Origin of the sequence: Hydrogenophaga sp. 2FB (assembly GCF_005503365.1) — a bacterium.
In the GTDB taxonomy this organism is placed as follows: domain Bacteria; phylum Pseudomonadota; class Gammaproteobacteria; order Burkholderiales; family Burkholderiaceae_C; genus Hydrogenophaga.
The window spans coordinates 1-17,625 of sequence record NZ_SCML01000085.1; the positions used below are offsets into that span (position 1 = coordinate 1).

14 protein-coding genes are annotated in these 17,625 nt (G+C 69.0%); 7 read left to right on the forward strand and 7 right to left on the reverse strand.

Annotated elements, in window-relative coordinates; translation table 11 throughout:
- Positions 1-313 precede the first annotated feature (313 nt).
- Positions 314-898 (reverse strand): glutathione peroxidase, encoded by a 585-nt coding sequence (locus tag FFS09_RS29055; RefSeq protein WP_137922388.1) that lies wholly within the window; start codon positions 896-898, stop codon positions 314-316.
- A 207-nt stretch (positions 899-1,105) separates the two neighbouring features.
- On the opposite strand from FFS09_RS29055, the gene FFS09_RS29060 reads away from it, so the two are divergent.
- On the forward strand, positions 1,106-1,954 hold the full coding sequence (locus FFS09_RS29060; protein WP_137922389.1) for a ferritin family protein: 849 nt from the start codon (positions 1,106-1,108) through the stop codon (positions 1,952-1,954).
- Between the two features lie 14 nt (positions 1,955-1,968).
- Here the strand turns inward: FFS09_RS29060 and FFS09_RS29065 are convergent, their stop codons facing one another.
- Together FFS09_RS29065 and glnE are read right to left on the reverse strand one after the other, a co-directional pair.
- The gene (locus FFS09_RS29065; RefSeq protein ID WP_171020259.1) at positions 1,969-2,592 is read right to left on the reverse strand and encodes a rhomboid family intramembrane serine protease; all 624 of its coding nucleotides are present in this window, start codon (positions 2,590-2,592) and stop codon (positions 1,969-1,971) included.
- Positions 2,589-5,411: a bifunctional [glutamate--ammonia ligase]-adenylyl-L-tyrosine phosphorylase/[glutamate--ammonia-ligase] adenylyltransferase gene (gene glnE, locus FFS09_RS29070; RefSeq protein ID WP_137922391.1), complete on the reverse strand. Its 2,823-nt coding sequence runs from the start codon at positions 5,409-5,411 to the stop codon at positions 2,589-2,591. The genes FFS09_RS29065 and glnE overlap by 4 nt, the downstream gene beginning before the upstream one ends.
- A 14-nt stretch (positions 5,412-5,425) precedes the next feature.
- Here glnE and FFS09_RS29075 point away from each other — a divergent pair, with 14 nt between their 5' ends.
- Genes FFS09_RS29075 through FFS09_RS29090 form a run of 4 tightly spaced genes read left to right on the forward strand, consistent with a single transcriptional unit; the run spans position 5,426 to position 13,153 of the window.
- On the forward strand, positions 5,426-9,604 hold the full coding sequence (locus FFS09_RS29075) for a YhdP family protein (RefSeq protein ID WP_137922392.1): 4,179 nt from the start codon (positions 5,426-5,428) through the stop codon (positions 9,602-9,604).
- A 43-nt stretch (positions 9,605-9,647) separates the two neighbouring features.
- Positions 9,648-10,454: a carbon-nitrogen hydrolase family protein gene (locus FFS09_RS29080; protein ID WP_137922393.1), complete on the forward strand. Its 807-nt coding sequence runs from the start codon at positions 9,648-9,650 to the stop codon at positions 10,452-10,454.
- Between the two features lie 3 nt (positions 10,455-10,457).
- A complete protein-coding gene (locus tag FFS09_RS29085; RefSeq protein ID WP_137922394.1) occupies positions 10,458-12,527 on the forward strand; it encodes a two-component system sensor histidine kinase NtrB in 2,070 nt (689 codons plus the stop codon).
- Positions 12,524-13,153: a response regulator transcription factor gene (locus FFS09_RS29090; protein ID WP_137922395.1), complete on the forward strand. Its 630-nt coding sequence runs from the start codon at positions 12,524-12,526 to the stop codon at positions 13,151-13,153. Before FFS09_RS29085 ends, FFS09_RS29090 begins: the two co-directional genes overlap by 4 nt.
- Before the next feature lie 19 nt (positions 13,154-13,172).
- Here the strand turns inward: FFS09_RS29090 and FFS09_RS30800 are convergent, their stop codons facing one another.
- On the reverse strand, positions 13,173-13,328 hold the full coding sequence (locus FFS09_RS30800; protein WP_171020260.1) for a hypothetical protein: 156 nt from the start codon (positions 13,326-13,328) through the stop codon (positions 13,173-13,175).
- Between FFS09_RS30800 and mltA the strand changes: the two genes are divergently transcribed.
- Positions 13,261-14,535, forward strand: a complete 1,275-nt coding sequence (mltA, locus tag FFS09_RS29095) for a murein transglycosylase A (protein WP_137922396.1) — start codon at positions 13,261-13,263, stop codon at positions 14,533-14,535. The two genes, FFS09_RS30800 and mltA, sit on opposite strands and share 68 nt — an antisense overlap.
- A 536-nt stretch (positions 14,536-15,071) precedes the next feature.
- Positions 15,072-15,440 carry a DUF1428 domain-containing protein gene (locus FFS09_RS29100; RefSeq protein WP_137922397.1) on the forward strand — a complete coding sequence of 123 codons (369 nt, stop codon included), beginning with the start codon at positions 15,072-15,074 and terminating at the stop codon, positions 15,438-15,440.
- Positions 15,441-15,586: 146 nt separating this feature from the next.
- Here the strand turns inward: FFS09_RS29100 and FFS09_RS29105 are convergent, their stop codons facing one another.
- From FFS09_RS29105 to FFS09_RS30805, 3 genes are all read right to left on the reverse strand, one after another.
- Complete coding sequence (locus FFS09_RS29105) at positions 15,587-16,384, reverse strand: tyrosine-protein phosphatase (RefSeq protein WP_137922398.1); 798 nt, start codon at positions 16,382-16,384, stop codon at positions 15,587-15,589.
- Positions 16,381-17,157 (reverse strand): J domain-containing protein, encoded by a 777-nt coding sequence (locus tag FFS09_RS29110; protein ID WP_137922399.1) that lies wholly within the window; start codon positions 17,155-17,157, stop codon positions 16,381-16,383. Before FFS09_RS29110 ends, FFS09_RS29105 begins: the two co-directional genes overlap by 4 nt.
- On the reverse strand, positions 17,154-17,625 hold a 472-nt coding region (locus tag FFS09_RS30805), incomplete at its 5' end, for a P-loop NTPase family protein (RefSeq protein ID WP_502703769.1). The genes FFS09_RS30805 and FFS09_RS29110, both read right to left, overlap by 4 nt.

Here is a 17,625-nt window from a genome sequence, read left to right on the forward strand (position 1 = left end):
GGTTGGAGGTCCGTGGACATGGACGGACCTCAGAACCGCTGGTCCGCGCACCAAGAGGTGCGGCGGCGAATACAAAGGACTGCGAAGCGCCCCCAGACGAACAAGGGAGGGAGGGAGGAGGAAGAGAAGCGCCTCGGGATTGCAGCCGGATCACGGAGACCCGGAAGGCTTCGCAGTGCAAAAACAGATTCGGTGGCCGGCGCGCTTGCTGGCCTGCTTTCTACGACGCCAGCGCGGCGCGAAAAGTTCCGGATACGGGGAGGATGCATGGCTGAAAACATCAAAAATCGGGCTGTGGGTGGCGACGGTGATTTCACGATGGGGTCGACAGGAGCTTTTCGATGTCCTTCACGAAGCCAGGGTTTTTGGGCTCGACGCCGCTGGGGTAGCTGTGCACGGTCTGGCCGTCGCGTCCGATCAGGTATTTGTGGAAGTTCCAGCGAGGCCGCTCGCCCGTGCGTTCGGCGAGCTGTTTGAACAGCGGGTTGGCATCCCGTCCGACCACCACCGACTTGGTGAACATCGGAAATTTCACGCCGAAGGTGTTCTCGCAAAACTCGGCGATCGCCTGGTTGCTGCCGGTTTCCTGGCTGAAGTCGTTGCTTGGGAAACCCAGCACCACCAGACCCCGCGACTGGTATTTGGCGTGCAGCGCCTCCAGGCCTTCGTACTGTTTGGTGAAGCCGCAGAAGCTCGCGGTGTTCACCACCAGCACCACCTTGCCGCTGTACTGGCACAGGGACTGGGGCTTCTCGTCCTGCAGGCGGTCGAAGCGCTGCTGCAGCAGTGCGGGGCAGGCTGCATTGGCGGGCGTCGGTGGGGTCTGGGCATGCGCTTGCAGCGTGGCGATGGCCAGCCAGCTCGCCAGGGCCAGATGGAAGACGGGACGGTGTTTCATGTTGCCAGCTCCAAGGGGAAGAAAATCATTCCATCATGCGCGCGCCGCGAACTCAAGGCCTTCTTGCAAAGCCATACGTTGTCGGCGCTCAAGTGGATTCACCGCGCGGACGGAACTTCTCAAAAGGGCCAGCCCCGAACGCTGGGACGGGCTGTCATGTGCCTGGAAGGGCCGCCGAATAGAATGTCCGCGTTAAGAAAGACCACCATGCTCTACCCTGAACTCTTCAAACAACTCGAATCCGTGCGTTGGGACATGGACAAGGACATCCCCTGGGACAAGTTCGACGCCAGCGCGTTGACCGATGAACAGGCCCAGACCATCAAGATGAATGCCATCACCGAGTGGGCGGCGCTGCCGGCCACCGAGATGTTCCTGCGCGACAACCGCGACGACTCCGATTTCTCGGCCTTCATGTCGATCTGGTTCTTTGAAGAGCAGAAGCACTCGCTGGTGCTGATGGAATACCTGCGCCGCTTCCGCCCCGAGCTGGTGCCGACCGAGCAGGAGCTGCACGACATCCGTTTCGAATTCGACCCGGCCCCACCGCTGGAGACGCTGATGCTGCATTTCTGCGGCGAGATCCGCCTGAACCACTGGTACCGCCGCGCCAGCGAATGGCACACCGAGCCGGTGATCAAGCAGATCTACAGCACCCTCAGCCAGGACGAAGCCCGTCATGGCGGCGCCTACCTGCGCTACATGAAGCGCGCCATCGGCAAGTTCGGCGACGAAGCGCGTTCGGCGTTTGCCAAGGTCGGCGTGCTCATGGCCAGCGCGCGGCGCACCGCGCAGGCGCTGCACCCGACCAACCTGCACGTCAACAAGGACCTGTTCCCCAAGGACACGATCCAGAGCCGCCTGCCCGACCCGGCGTGGCTGGAGCATTGGCTGGACAAGCAGATCAACTTCGACGCGGTGTGGGAAACGCGCGTGGTCGATCGCATCCTGCACAACCTGAGCCTGCTCATGGAGCAAAGCTTCAAGACCGTGCAGGAGCTCAACCGCTTCCGCAAGTCGATCACGCCCGCGGCCCCGGCACCGACGGTGGCCTGAGTTTCAAGGTGTGATCAGAGGCCCGCTTCGGCGGGCTTTTTTGTGCCCGCGCGTTGCCACACGGCCACGCCCAGTCCTAGCAGCACACCCCAGAACGCGCCCGTGAGGTGGGCCGCCTGCACCACCTGAATGCCGGTGTCGGCCTGCCACACCAGGGGCTGCGACCAGCCGCGTTCGAGCACCACTTTGGTCAGCGCGCCCGCCATCAGCAGCACGCCCCAGAGGCGCGCGCCGTGCACCGGCGCGGTTCCCAGCGCGAGTTGCACGGCCAGCAGCAACGTGCCCGCGTGCAGCAGTCCCGAAAGGCCGGCGGCGTGGTGCACGGGCGGCCACAGCAGCAGCGAGACCTGGGTGAGCGGCCAGGCCAGCAGCCAGGCCATGGTGCAGCGCGCGTCGGGGCGCAGCACCCAGCCAGCGGCGGCCACACCACCCAGGGCGAGCAGGTTGCCGATGAGGTGCGGTGTGCTCAGGTGCACCCAGGCGCTGGTCCACAGCGTCCAGGGTTGTCGGGTCCAGTCGTTCGCGTGCCACACGAAGCCGCTGCTGGCGTTCTGGCCGCCCCACCACATCAGCAGGCTCGCGGCGCCATGCAAGGCGCACAGCCACCACCAGCCGCGCGAAGGCGCCTGGGCGTTCACGCCGGCGACGTGGCGCGCCCCAGCACGTGCTGCCACAGCGCAAGCACGGCGCGGGAGGCTTCTTGCACCTGCTCGGCGTCGACTTGCGTGGGCGCCTCGTCCAGCCGCGCGCGGTGCTGGATCTGGCGCAGCTCGCGGTAGGCCCGTCCTGCCGCCTCGCCCATCCCGGGTTCGAGCAGGCCCGCGTCTTCGGCGCGGCGCAGCAGGTTGATGTTGCCGGTGTTGGCGCGCAGCTCGGGGTGGGCGCGCGAGTGCAGCAGCACCAGGTACTGCACGGCGAACTCCACGTCGACCATGCCGCCGGGGCTGTGCTTGACGTCGAACTGCGTGCCGCGCACCGGGTGCGCCGCGCGCACCTTGGCGCGCATGGCGACGATTTCTGCCGCCAGCGAGGTGGGGTCGCGTTCGGCGGTGATCACGTTTTCGCGCACGGCGTCGAACTTGTCCGACAGCGCCGCCTCGCCCAACACGAAGCGCGCGCGCGTCATGGCCTGGTGCTCCCAGGTCCATGCCGTGTTGCTGCCGCGCTGCTGCTGGTAGTTGGCATACGCGGTGAAGCTGGTGACGAGCAAGCCCGAGTTGCCGTTGGGCCGCAGCGCGGTGTCGATCTCGAACAGATCGCCCTCGCCGGTTTTCACCGTGAGCCAGTTGATCATCTTGCGCACGAAGGCGGCGTACACCTCGGAGGCGTTCTCGTGTTCGTCCTCGTAGACGAACACGATGTCGAGGTCGCTGCCGTAGCCGAGTTCCTTGCCGCCGAGCTTGCCGTAGCCAATGATGGCGAAGCTCGGTTCGTCGCGGTGGCGGTTCTTCAGGCGCACCCAGCACCAGCGCGCGGTGGTGCGCAACACCGCGTCGGCCAGGGCGGAGAGGTCGTCGGCCACCTGTTCGACGGTGAGCACTTTCTCCAGGTCGCGCGCCAGCGTGCGGAACACCTCGGCGTGGTGCGCGCGGCGCAACAGGTTGAGCAGCGCTTCTTCGTCGTCCTCGCCGGTGGATTGCAGCGCGGCGCGCCGTGCCTCGAGCTCGCCTTCGAACTGCGCGGCATCGAAACGGTCGGTGAGCAGTTGCTGGCTGGCGAGCTCATCGATCACGCCGGGGTGCTTGATGAGGTAGCGCGCGGGCCACTTGGCCGCGCCGAGCAGGCGCAGCAGGCGCTCGTGCACCGAAGGCCGTTCCTGCAGCAGCGCGAGGTAGCTTTCGCGGCGCAGCAGCGGCTCGACCCAGTCGGCCATGCGCAGCGCCGCTTCTTCGCTCACGCGGCCTTCGTCGAGCCAGGCGCCGGTGCGCTGCACCAGCCGCACCAGGCGCGCGCGCGTGTCTTCGCGCAGCGCGAGCACGCGCGGGTGTTCGCGCCACTGGCCCACCCGCGCCGCGAAGGCCTCGGGCAACTGGTCCAGCACGCTCTCCAGTTCATCGGCCGCGCTGCGCCCGTTCGCACCCTTCTTGCCGTTGCAACCCTTGCCATTGCAGCCGCCATTCGTGGAACCGCCGAGCAGGATGTCGAACTCCTGCGCCACGAGTTCGCGGTGCGTGTCCAGCGCACACAGGAACGCGCACACGTCGGGGTAGTCCAGCGTGGCGGCGAGCCAGGCCAGGTCGTCGTCGCGCGTGGGCAGCACGTGGGTCTGCTGGTCGTCCAGGTACTGGATGCGGTGCTCGACCCGGCGCAGGAAGGTGTAGGCCTCTGCCAGCGCGGCAGCCGTGGCGGGCGGCATCAGGCCGGCCTTGCACAGGCGCTGCAGCGCGTCCAGCGTGGGCCGGGTGCGCAGCTCGGGGAACTGGCCGCCGCGCACCACCTGCAGCAACTGCACGGTGAATTCGATTTCGCGGATGCCGCCGCGCGAGAGCTTCACGTCGTTCGAGCGGCCGGGGTTGCCCGCCGCGCGTTTGGACGCGTGCTCGCGAATCTGCCGGTGCAGCGTGCGCAAGGCGTCGAACACGCTGTAGTCGAGGTAGCGGCGGAACACAAAGGGCAGTACCGTGCCGCGCAGCGCGCTGGCGCTGCGGTCCTGGATGCAGGCGGCGGGCGCGATCACGCGGCTCTTGAGCCAGGCGAAACGCTCCCACTCGCGGCCCTGCACCAGGAAGTATTCCTCGAGCGCGCCGAGCGACACCGCGCTCGGGCCGGAGTTGCCGTTGGGCCGCAGCGCCAGGTCCACGCGGAACACATTGCCGTGCTCGGTGGTCTCGCCCACCGTGTTGTAGATGTGCTTGACGGCCTTGCCGAAGTACTCGTGGTTGCTGATGCGGTTGCGGCCTTGCGCGTTGCCGGCGGTCTCGCCGTCCTGGTCGTAGACGTAGATCAGGTCGATGTCGCTCGACACATTGAGCTCGCGCGCACCCAGCTTGCCCATGCCGATCACCCACAGCTGCGCGCGCTGTTTCTCGCCTTGGGGCGTGTCGAATTGCGGCGCGCCGTGCAGGTCGTCCAGGTCGGCGCGGGCCAGTGCGCAGGCTTCGTCCAGCGCCAGTTCGGCCAGCTCGGTGACCGCGCGCGTGACCGCGGCCAGCGACGCGCCCTGCTCGCCGTCGAGAACCACCAGGCGTTCGAGCACCAGCTGGCGCAGCACGCGCAGCGCGGCCGGCACGGGCAGGCCGCGCTCGCGCAAGGTGGCCAGGCAGGCCCGCATGCTGGCGAGCACCGGTTCACCGGCGGGGAGACAAGGGAATTCAGCGCTGTAGCGGCGCCGCACGCGTTGCACGAAGCGCGAGTGATCGGCCTGGCGATCCTTCGCCGACAGGGTGGCACAGGGGGTCACATTTGATGACAAAACGGGTTCTTCCGCTGTGGAACCTGTGAAGTGGCTGGCCGTCATAATTTGCGGTGGACATGAATCAAAGCCCGGCTCCCATCGCCCCTGCCACGCGAACCCTCAAGACACTTTCGGTGGCAGCCCGACTTTGCTTGTGGCTCGTGTTCCTGGCTTGGGGCCTCTTCGTGCTGACCTGGGGCGCGTTGAATTGGTGGATTGTGCCGCGAATCGGTGAATGGCGTCCGGAGCTGGAAAGGTGGGCCAGCCAGGCTGTAGGGACACCGGTTCGGGTGGGTGACATCCGCGCCAGCAACACCGACGATGGGCGGCGTTGGCTGCCCGCTCTCATGCCTTCCTTCGAGTTGCGCGACGTGCGGCTGTTCGACCCGCAAGGCCGCGTGGCGCTGCACCTGCCGCTGGTGCGCACGGCGGTGTCGGTGCGTTCGCTCTGGCACCGCAACTTCGAGCAGGTCGTGGTTCACCAGCCGGTGCTCGACGTGCGGCGCACCGCGCAGGGCCGCATTGAAGTGGCCGGGCTTGATATCGCGGGGCCGGGCGATGGCGACGGTGGCGCCGCCGACTGGTTTTTCTCCTTGCGCGAATTCGTCATCACCGACGGCACCGTGCGCTGGACGGACGAGCAACGCGCCCAGCCCGTACTGGCGCTGCACGACCTGGCGTTTGTGGTGCGCAACACCGCGCGCACGCACCAGTTCCGGCTCGACGCCACGCCGCCGCCCGAGTGGGGCGAGCGCGCGAGTCTGCGGGGGCGCCTGCGCGAACCCCTGATCGAACTCGGCCAACGTGCCCCCCACCAGCAGCCCTGGCACAACTGGGACGGCGAGCTCTACGCCGATTTCACCCGTGTGGACGTGGCGCGCCTGCGCGCCCACGCCGACCTGTCGACCTGGGGCGTGGACGTGCGCGCCGGCCAGGGCGCGGTGCGTGCCTGGGCCGACGTGGCCGACGGCGCGGTCGCCGGCGTCACGGCCGATCTGGCGCTGAGCGATGTGGACACGCAACTCGGGCGCGATCTGCCGGCCCTGGCGATCGATGAATTGCAAGGCCGCCTGGCCGCGCAATGGTCCGACGCCGGCTTCACCGCCTCCACCGAAGACCTGCGCTTTCGCACCCGCGAAGGCGTGGACTGGCCCAGCAGCCAGCTGCGGGTGCAACACATCGCGGCCACACGGGCGCGGGGGGCCAGCACCGAACTCAGCGCCGCACAGCTGGAGCTGGGCGCGCTCGCGGCCATCGCCAGCCGCCTGCCGCTGCCGCCCGAGGTCCACCGGCGGCTGGCGCAACTGCAGCCCGTGGGCCGGGTCGACGGTTTCTCGGCGCGCTGGCAGAACAAGGCCGACGGCGCGCCGTCGGCCGACTGGAACTTGCAGACCTACCAGGCCAAGGGCCGCGCCAGCGGGCTTTCGCTGGCCGGCGAGCCCAGCGGCCGCATGTCCATCAGCGGGCGCTTTCCCCTGCCCGGGCGCCCCGGCATCTCCAACGCCACGGTGGATTTCGACGTCAACCAGGACGGAGGCAAGGCGCATATCCGCGTGGCCAAGGGCACGGTGGAACTGCCCGACATCTTCGAAGACCCGAGCGTGTCCGTCGACAGCCTGGAGGCCGACGCCGTCTGGCGCGTGAAGGGCGAGCGCATCGAAGCCGAGTTGAACAACGTGCGCCTGAGCAACGCCGACGCCCAGGGCACCGCCCAGGTGCGCTGGCACACCAGCGACCTGCCCGCCGGCGCCCAGGCATCGCGCTTTCCCGGTGTGCTCGACCTCACGGCCACGCTCACCCGCGCCGACGCCACGCGCGTGCACCGCTACCTGCCGCTGAGCATCCACGCGGATGCGCGGCGCTACGTGCGCGAGGCGGTGCGCGGCGGCAGCTCCAACCAGGTCGGCTTCCGGGTGCAGGGCGAGCTGGACCACGTGCCCTTCGACCGGCCGGGCGACAAGGGCGAATTCCGCATCACCGCGCCCTTGCGCAACGTCGACTTCGACTACCTGCCGACCTACCTGCAGCACGCCGGCGAGGCCAGTTGGCCCGGGCTGCGCGGCATCAACGGCCAGCTCGTGCTCGAGAGCGCCTCGCTCAAGCTCAGCCAGCTCGAAGGCGGCGTGGCCAACGCGCCCGGCGTGCGCCTGACCCAGGGGCGGGTGAACGTGGACCACCTCGGGCACGAGGCCGTGTTGGGCGTGGACGCGCGCGCGCAGGGCCCGGCCAATGAAGTGCTGGGTTTCGTGCAGCGCTCTCCGCTCAACGCTCTCACCGGCGAGGCGCTGGCGCGCGCGCGCATCGGCGGCAACACGCAGGTCGCCTTTGGCATGCAGATGCCGCTGTCCAACACCCATGCCACGAAGGTCCAGGGCAGCGTGCAGCTCGACGGCAACGACCTGCAGGTCACCCCCGACTCGCCCCTGCTCGCGCGCGCCACCGGCACGCTGGCCTTCGGCGACACCGGGTTTTCGGTCAAGGCCGCGCAAGCGCGCCTCTACGGCGGCGACCTGCGCTTCGAAGGTGGCCTGGCGCGCGATGCGCAAGGCGTGGCGCGCACGCAGTTCCGCGGCCAGGGAAGCGCCACGGCCGAAGGCCTGCGCGACGCCGGCCTGGGCTTCGTCTCGCGCCTGTTCCAGAACGCCAGCGGCAGCGCGGCCTACACCGCGCAGCTGGGTTTTCGCGCCGGCGTGCCCGAGCTGCAGGTGGTGAGCAACCTGCAGGGCATGGCCTTGAACCTGCCCGCGCCGCTCAACAAGCCGGCCGAGACCAGCCTGCCGCTGCGCGTCGAGAACACGGTGCTCACCGTGGCCGATGAGCGCGCGCGCACCGACCGGCTCGCGGTCCAGATCGGCTCGTCCCTGGCGCCGGTGGCATCCTTGCACTACGAGCGCGACCTCGGCGCCGCCGAGCCGCGCGTGCTGCGCGGCGCCATCACCGCGGGCGTGAGCGGCGGTGACAGCACGCCGCTGCCCGCCACGGGCGTGGCGGCCCACGTGCAGCTCGGTCAACTCGATGTCGATGCCTGGGAGCGCGCCCTGGAGAACGCCACCGGGGTGGACGCGGGCGCCGCGGCCCTGCCGCGCGCCGGCCCCGTGGCCGCGGACCTCAACACCGCCCTGGCCTACCTGCCCACCGCCATCGCGCTGCGCGCGGACCGCGTCACCGTCGGCGGGCGCAGTTTCCACCGCGTGGTGCTGGGCGGCTCGCGCGAGGGTGCGCAGTGGCGCGCCAACATCGATGCCGACGAACTCAATGGGTATGTCGAGGTGCGCCAGGCCGGTGCGGGCACGGCCGGCCATGTGCACGCGCGCCTGGCCCGCTTGCGCCTGGAGCGCTCGGCCGCCTCGGACGTGGAGCAGTTGCTCGAGCAGCCCACGAGCGTGCCGTCGCTCGACATCGCGGTGGACGAGCTGGTGCTGGCCGGGCGCAACCTGGGCCGCGTCGAAGTCGAGGCGGCCAACCAGGGCGCGCCGCTGCGGGGCAGCGAATGGCGCCTGACCAAGCTGCGCGTGGGCGTGCCCGAGGCCCGCCTCAGTGCCACCGGCAACTGGGCCGCGCAGGGGTCGGGCGCGCGCCGCACCGCGTTGAACTTCCGCCTGGACATCGACGACTCCGGGCAACTGCTCACCCGCTTCGGGCGCGGCGGCCTGGTGCGTGGCGGCAAGGGCCGGCTGGAAGGCCAGATCGGCTGGGCGGGCTCGCCCCTGGCGCTGGACTACGCCAGCCTCGGCGGCCAGATCCACGCCGACCTCGAGCGCGGCCAGTTCCTCAAGGCCGACCCCGGCGCCGGCCGCCTGCTCGGCGTGCTCAGCCTGCAGGCCCTGCCACGGCGGCTGGTGCTCGATTTCCGCGACGTGTTCTCCGAAGGTTTTGCCTTTGACTTCGTGCGCGGCGATGCGCGCATCGAGCAGGGCGTGCTGCACACCAACAACCTGCAGATGAAGGGCGTGAACGCGGCCGTGTTGATGGAAGGCAGCGCCGACATCGCGCGCGAGCGGCAGGACCTGAAAGTGGTGGTGGTGCCCGAGATCAACGCCGGCACCGCCTCGCTGATCGCCTCCGCCATCAACCCCGCCATCGGCCTGGGCACCTTCCTGGCCCAATACCTGCTGCGCCAGCCCTTGCAGTCGGCCGCGACGCAGCAGTTCCGCATCACCGGCAGCTGGGCCGACCCGCAGGTCGACAAGATCGAGCGGGTCACGCCGACGCCGGTCTCCGCCGCGCCGCGCGACCCCGCGCCCGTGCTGCAGTAAGCTGACACCCCTTACACCGCCGCATCGAACACAAGGACCCGCCATGAAAGTCGCCGCCATCCAGATGGTCTCCGGCATCAGTCTGGATGCCAACCTCAGCGAGGCCCTGCGCCTGCTGCGCCAGGCCGCCGCCAGCGGGGCCGAGCTCGCGGTGCTGCCCGAGTACTTCTGCTTCATGGGCGCGCGCGACGAAGACAAGCTGGTGCTCGCCGAAACGCCCGGCCTGGGCATGGTGCAGGACTTCCTCTCCGACGCCGCGCGCGACCTCAAGATGTGGGTGGTCGGCGGCACCCTGCCCATGGCCACCGACGACCCCACCCACGCGGCCAATGCCTCGGTGGTCTACAACCCGCGCGGCGAAAGCGCCAGCCGCTACGACAAGATCCACCTGTTCCGCTACGACAACGGCACCGAGCACTACGACGAGGCCAGCGTGCTGGTGGCCGGCGACACGCCCACCGTGTTCGAATGCCGCGACCGCAGCGGGCACGACTGGCGCATCGGCCAGAGCGTCTGCTACGACCTGCGCTTTGGCGAGCTCTACCGCATGCTCGCGGCCGACATCCTGCTCGTGCCCTCGGCCTTCACGTACACCACCGGCCGCTCGCACTGGGAAGTGCTGTTGCGCGCCCGCGCCATCGAGAACCAGGCCTTCGTGATCGCCAGCGCCCAGGGCGGCGTGCACGAGAACGGCCGCCGCACCTGGGGCCACACCATGGTGATCGATCCCTGGGGCGAGGTGATGGCGCTGCAGGCCGAAGGCCCCGGCGTGGTGCTGGCCGACCTCGACGTCGAGCGCCTGCTGCGCGTGCGCGAACAACTGCCTTCGTTGCAGCACCGCCGCCTCTGAGGTATGGAAGGCTCGCCCGTGCGCAGCGCGTGGCGCCAGCGTTTGCGTTCCAGCCGATGGCGCCTGTGGGCCATGCTGATCCTGCTCGTGGTGGTGATGCTGGTGGTGCTCGTGTTTCTGGCGTCCGAGTACGAAGAAACGCGCGATCAAGCCGCGCTGGAACAGGACGCCGAAACCGTCGCCAACGACATCCGCAGCAACCTGTTGCACAACGTGCAAACGCTGCAATCGCTGCACAGCGTGGCGCCATCGGTGGACGCCTGGAGCGCCCCGGCGGCCGAGTTTCTGGCCCAGCGCCGCGAAATCGTGCGCCTGGAGTGGCGCGACAACGCGCGGCGCCTGATCGCCCACCGCGACAGCCTCTACATCCCCGACCTGATGAGCTACTTTGACCGCTCGCAGGCGCTGCCCGAGATGAAGATCGCCTGCGACAACGCGCTGCGCCAGTCCGGGCCGGCCTACTCCAGCAGCTACTTCTGGCCGCTGAGCAGTGGCCGCGGCATTGAAATGATCGAGATGTGCCTGCCGGTCGCCAGCGAGGGCAAGCCCGCCGGTTTTCTGGTGGCCACCTACTCCCTGCCCGGCATGCTGGCCGAGCTGGTCAACAAGGAAATGCTGCGCGGCCGCGGCCTGGGGTTCAGCGACGCCGATGGCACGCGCCTGGCGATGCTCAGCACCTTGTCCGGATCGCGTCGCAACGTCACCGCGCGCGCGGTGCTCGACTTGCCGGGCTATACCTTGATGCTGCAGTTGCAGAGCCTGCGGCAGGTGCGCGGCCTCTTTCCCAACGTGCTCACCGCGATGGTGGGGGCGCTCTCGCTGGCGCTGCTGTCGGTGCTGTACCTGCTGGGGCGCGACATCCGCCGCCGTCAGCGCGCCGAACTCGAGGTGGGCCGGGCGCTGGCCTTTCGCAAGGCCATGGAAGACTCGCTGGTCACCGGCTTGCGCGCGCGCGACATGGACGGCCGCATCACCTATGTGAACCCGGCCTTCTGCGAGATGGTGGGCCTGAGCGTCGAGCAACTCGTGGGCACCGGCCTGCCCGCGCCGTGGTGGCCACCCGAACTGGTCGACGAATACCAGCATCGGCAACAGGTGCGCCTGGCCGGCAAGACCATGCCGCGCGAAGGCCACGAGTCGGTGTTCACCCGCCCCGACGGCACACGCTTCCCGGTGCTCATCATCGAAGCCCCGCTGATCGACGCGCAAGGCCAGCAGACCGGCTTCATGGGCGCCATCATCGACCTGACCGAACAGCGCCGCGTGGAAGAACTCAACCGCGCATCGCGCGAACGCCTGCAGGCCACGGCCCGCCTCACCACCGTGGGCGAGATGGCCTCGCTGCTGAGCCATGAACTCAACCAGCCCCTGGCCGCGATCGCCAGCTACGCCAGCGGCACCCTCAACCTGCTGGAACAACCCACGCCCAGCGACCCCCTGCATGCCGAACTGGCGCAGGCCATGCGGCGCATTGCCGAGCAGGCCGAGCGCGCCGGTCGCGTGATCAAGAGCGTGGCCGACTTCGTGCGGCGGCGCGAGCGGGTGCGCGAGGCGGTCACGCCGCAAAGCCTGGTCGACGCCATCCAGCCCCTGCTCAGCCTGCTGTTGAACAAGCACGGCATCCGCCTGCAGATCCACATCGAACCCGGCTGCCCGCCGGTGCTGTGCGACCGCACCATGGTCGAGCAGGTCTTGCTGAACCTCGCGCGCAACGGCGTGCAGGCCATGCCGCAGGGCGACCCGCCCGCCCACTCCGGCATGCGCCTGCTGCGCATCGAAGTGGGGCAGCTGCGCCTGCATTCGGGCGAAACCTCCGGCGGACGGGCGCGCAAGATCTGGGTGTCCTTCGCCATCACCGACCATGGCCAGGGCCTGAGCCCCGAGGTGGCGGAGAAACTCTTCACGCCCTTCTTCACCACCCGCCCCGAAGGCATGGGCCTGGGCCTGAGCCTGTGCCGCAGCGTCATCGAACAACACGGTGGCGCGCTCACGCACGAGCCGGCCTGCCCGCGCGGCACGGTGTTCCGCTTCACGCTGCCGGGCGCCGACCCCTCCACTATCATCCGTTCATGACCCAGTACCCGGACGCCAAGGTCTACCTGATCGACGACGACGCGGGCGTGCGCGAGGCGCTGGCCTGGCTGTTGCGCACGCGGCGCTTGCTCAGCGAAGGCTATGCCAGCGCCGAGGCTTTCGAGTCCCAGGCGGTGGTGTGGGCCGAAGCGCCCGAAGCGCCCTGCTGTGTTCTGCTGGACGTGCGCATGCCCGAGATGAGCGGGCTGGCCCTGTTCGAGCGGCTGCTCGCGCTGCCCTGGCAGGCCGCGATGCCGGTGATCTTCCTCTCCGGCCATGCCGATGTGGCCACCGCGGTCGATGCGGTGAAGCGCGGCGCCTTCGATTTTTGCGAGAAGCCTTTTTCCGACAACGCGCTGGTCGATCGCGTCGAGCAGGCGCTGGACCGTTCCGCGCAGGTGCAGGCCCAGCAGCGCGCGCGGCGCGAACTGCAGCAGCGGCTCAACGGCCTGACCGATCGCGAGCGCGACGTGATGGACCTCGTGGTCGCCGGCCTGCCCAACAAGCTGGTGGCCGACCAGCTCAACATCAGCGTACGCACGGTGGAAGTGCACCGCTCGCGCGTGTTCGACAAGATGGGCGTGAAGTCCGCGGTGGAACTGGCCAACGTGTTGCGCGCGCCATGACGGTGGCGCGCCTGTGGCCTCAGTCGCGCTTGGGCGGCGACGCGCTGTCGCCGTCCTTCTCGCTGGGTGCCGCGTCGGGCAACTCGCCCTTCTTGCGCCCCGAAAACATGGTCCACCACACGATGAACACCAACAACACCAGCGCGCCGAGCGCTTCAAGCAACAAGAGAGTCATGGACAGGAACGAGGGTTCGATGGTGAGGGGTGAGGGCCGTGGCCTGGCGGGTGCGCTGCGCTGGGTGGCCAGCGCCCTGATTGTAGGAAGCCTCGCCGCGTGCTCGGTCGCGCCGCGGTCCTACCCGCCCGGCCCCTCCGCCACAATGCCGAGCACGCCCCCGGTGCTGAGCACACCCGACGATGCCGGGCCTCTGCCGCCGGTCATCGCGCGCGGCAAAAGCCTGTGGATGCCGGCGCGCTGGAGCGAGCTGCCCGGTTGGGGCCAGGACAGCCTGCACGAGGTGTGGAACGCCTGGGTGCGCGGCTGCGAACGGCCGGTGGCCGGGCATGCGGGCTTGTGCGCCGAGGTGCGGCAGCTGTCCATTGCGACGCCCGCCGAACAGCAGACCTGGGTGATGCGCCGCTTCCAGCCCTACCGCGTGACCGAGCCCGACGGCAACCCGCCGCCCGGGTTGCTGACCGGCTACTACGAACCCATCATGGCCGCCAGCCGCGTGCCCAACGCCACCTACCGCGTGCCGCTGTTCGCGCCGCCTACCGGCCTGCGCGCGGGCCAGACCTGGTACAGCCGCCAGGAGATCGACACCCTGCCCGCCGCGCAGGCCGCGCTGCAGGGCCGCGCCATCGCCTGGCTGGCCGACCCGATCGACGCGCTGATCCTGCAGATCCAGGGCTCGGGCCGCCTCAACATCGTCGAGGCCGACGGGCGCGCGCGCCAGGTGCGTGTGGCGTACGCGGCGCACAACGGCCATCCGTACCAGAGCGTGGGCCGTTGGTTGCTCGACCAGCGCGCCATCAACGAAGCCTCCTGGTCGGCCATCAAGGCCTGGGCCATCCAGAACCCGCAACGCCTCAACGACATGCTGTGGAGCAACCCGCGCACGGTGTTTTTCCGCGAAGAGGCCTTGTCCGAACTCGATGCACGCTTTGGCCCGCGCGGGGCGCAGAACGTGCCCCTCACGCCGGGGCGTTCGATCGCGGTCGATCCACAAAGCATTCCCTATGGCACGCCGGTCTGGCTGGCCTCACAGGGCCCGACGCTGAACACCCAGCGCCTCGTGATGGCACAGGACACCGGCGGCGCCATCGTCGGCGCGGTGCGCGCCGACCTGTTCACGGGTTGGGGCGCGTGGACCGACGAGGCCTACACCACGGCCGCCGCGCTCAAGCAGCCGCTGCAGCTGTGGGTGTTGTGGCCGCGTTGAGGCCGCGTTGAGGCGTGCCGCAGTTGGCGGTCAAAGTCGTTGCGCCTGATGGTTCCATGGGCGTTCCTCGGCCAGAATCCGCCCTCTGCATTGAGGAGGATGAAGTGCGAAGAAGCTCGTTGGTTGAGACCCTGTGGGACGCAACATGGATACTCTTCTTTGTCAGCGGCACCGCCATCGCATTCGGACTGCACTTCGGCTGGGCCGCAGGAGTTGCAGCCTTCGCCGCCGGTCTTGGAATTTTCTGGCTGATAGACCGAGCCGTGAAATCGGTGCATCGCAAGTCAATGAGAACTGCAGTTCCGCAGCGTCGGTTTCCGCCGAAACAATAGCGATTACGCTCGGCCAGAAGCGGGCATTGCTAAAAGGCCATTGCTCGGGTTGCTCCGGCGCGACCTGCGGGGTCAAGTGGTCTATGCTGAGGGCGCAGCGGCGGCCGACCCAGCCATGTCGATTTGTCTTCCTGTCGTTCGTCGATGGCATATGAGGCGCCCACAGGCTGGCGCGCTGACCGGTCAACCAACAGGAGTGCAGACATGTCATACATCGATGGTTTTGTGATCGCGGTCCCCACCGCCAACAAGCAGAAGTTCGTTGAGCACGCGCGCCAGTTCGACCCCATGTTCATCGAGCTGGGCGCCCTCCGTGTGATCGAGGGTTGGGGCGACGACGTCCCCGACGGCAAAGTCACCGATTTCCGCCGCGCCGTGCAGGCGACGGCCGAGGAGACGGTGGCCTTTTCGTGGGTCGAATGGCCGGACAAGGCCACACGCGACGCGGCCATGAAAAAGATGATGGAAGACCCCCGCATGGATCCGGCCACACCCGGCAACCTGCCCATGCCTTTCGACGGCAAACGCATGATCTTCGGCGGCTTCGAACAGGTGGTCGAAGTGAAGGCTTGAGGATGCCGCCCTTGGACGTGCCACTCATCATGGCGGGCGTCTCGCGCAAGTATGGCTTCACACAGCCTCGGCCCGCAGCAGTCGTTTGAACTTCTCAAAAGCAGTCGCTCCAGGACCTCAAGAAAAGGTGACTCGCTGTCTCAAGGTCAAGGCGGTGAACGCCGTTTCGAAAGCCATCGGCTGATCATCGAAGGTCGCCCCACTTCCTTGTGGGTCAGCTCGAAGCCTTGCGGTGGCAGGTTGTGCAACACCGCCGTCGGCCGTTCGACCACCAGACGGCTGGCCTCTCCCTCGCCCACCAGGCGGCGCGCCACTTCAAGCCCCTCGGTCAGCCGCGGCAGGCGCCGGCCGGTGGAGTGCGCGTCGGTGGCCAACAGGTGGGTGTGGCCGTCGCCAATGAAACGCTCGCCCCAGTAGCGGGCGCGTTTGCCGAAGACGCCTGTCAGTGCCGCCGCCGTCACCTGCATCCAGGCGCCTTGCGCGATCAGCCGCAGGAACACCGGGTAGTGGTCCTCCACCCAGGTCAACCGCTCCGGGTGCGTGATGATGGGCGTGTAGCCCGCGGCGATGAGGTGAAAGACCGAAGCCTCCAGGCGCGGCGGCGGCGTGGTGTGCGAAGGCTCCAGCAGGAAGTAGCGCGAGCCGTTCAGCGTGGGCACGCGCCCGCTCTGGAGCCCAGCGACCAGGCCCGGCACCAGGTGCACGTCCGCGCCCACCACCAGCTGCAACGCAATGCCATGGCGGTCGAGTTCCGCCTGCAGGCGATCGCGCGCCTGTGCGATGCCGGGGCCGTCGTTCATGTACATGCCGGGGTAGATGTGCGGCGTGCAGGCCAGGGTGTGGATGCCGTCGTCCACGGCGATGCGCGCCATCGCCAGCGCATCGTCCAGCGTCTTCGCCCCGTCGTCGATGCCCGGCAGGATGTGGCAGTGAAGATCGATCATGGTTCGTGCACCTCTTCCTTCAGCGGAACGCCAGGCGGCGCCCGCGGGCTCAATGCGGGCGTGCCGCGCGGCGGCGGCGCGACGAGGTCTTGCGCGGGCGGCACAGGGCGAACGTCCAGGAAACCGTCCGTGCTTCTCGCGCCGCTGAGCAGGAGCACGCCGGCCATCAGCGCGACACCCATGCCGATCCATGCCAGCTTGGTGCGCACGGACCAGCCGCCCGCGCGCGCCGTGTCGTCGTGCGCCCCGGTGGCGGGCTTGGGCAGCAAGGGCCGCGGGCGCATCGGCGCGCTGGCCATGGCCACGGGCGCTGCATCCACCGATGCCCGCGGCGCGGCGGTGTGGCCCGTTGGCTTCCGTGGCGCCGAGAGCAGGTCCTTGGCCAGGTTGATCCGCGTGGCGGCGTCCGCGGGCCAGCGCTCCCCCTGGGCGACAAAGTCCGGGTGCGTCAGGCGGATCATCAAGCGGTAGTGCTCGCGCAATTGCTCGGGCTCGAAACCGGGGCTCAGGCCCAGCAGGGTGAGCGGGTCGGCGCCGGGGCGCAGCATCACCGTGCGCACAAAGAAGCGCGCCGCACGGTTCAGCTCGTGTTCGTTGGCCGGTGCCACGCGCAAGCCTTCCACGGGTCGCCCGGCGGCGATCAACATCACGCTGTCGATGTGATCGAACAGCGGACGCGGCTCGCGCAGGGCCACGGGGTAGCGGCCGGGCGAGCGCTCGAAATCGAGCAGTTTGAGCAGCAGATTGCGCCCATGCGGCGCCCTGGTCGTCATGCGGAGGATGGGTCCAGCGTGGGCTCGATGCGCGGGTTGCCGGGCAGCGACACCGGAGTGTTGGTGGGGTTGGGCGATGCCGGGTGCTGTTGCGAGGGGTGCGGCGTGTGCCGGTCGGCGTAGCCGTCACCGTAGTAGTCCGCGTAGGCGTAGTCGCTGGTGTGCTCGTTGCGTGCGTGCGTGAGCACCACGCCGATGGGCGACAGGCCGGCGTTGCGCAGGCGGCGCAGCGCGTCCTTGATGCCGTCCTTGCGCGTGGCGCCGGCCTTGATGGCGAACACGATGTTCTGCACCTGGTTGCCCAGCACGAGGGCATCGGCAATGCCGAGCAGCGGCGGGCCGTCGATCACCACCTGCTGGTAGCCCATGCCTTGCGCCTTCTCGAGCAGCTCGCCGAGCTTGGGGCCCATGAGCAGTTCCACCGGGTCGGGCGGGATGGGGCCGGCGGTGAGCACGGCCAGGTGGGGG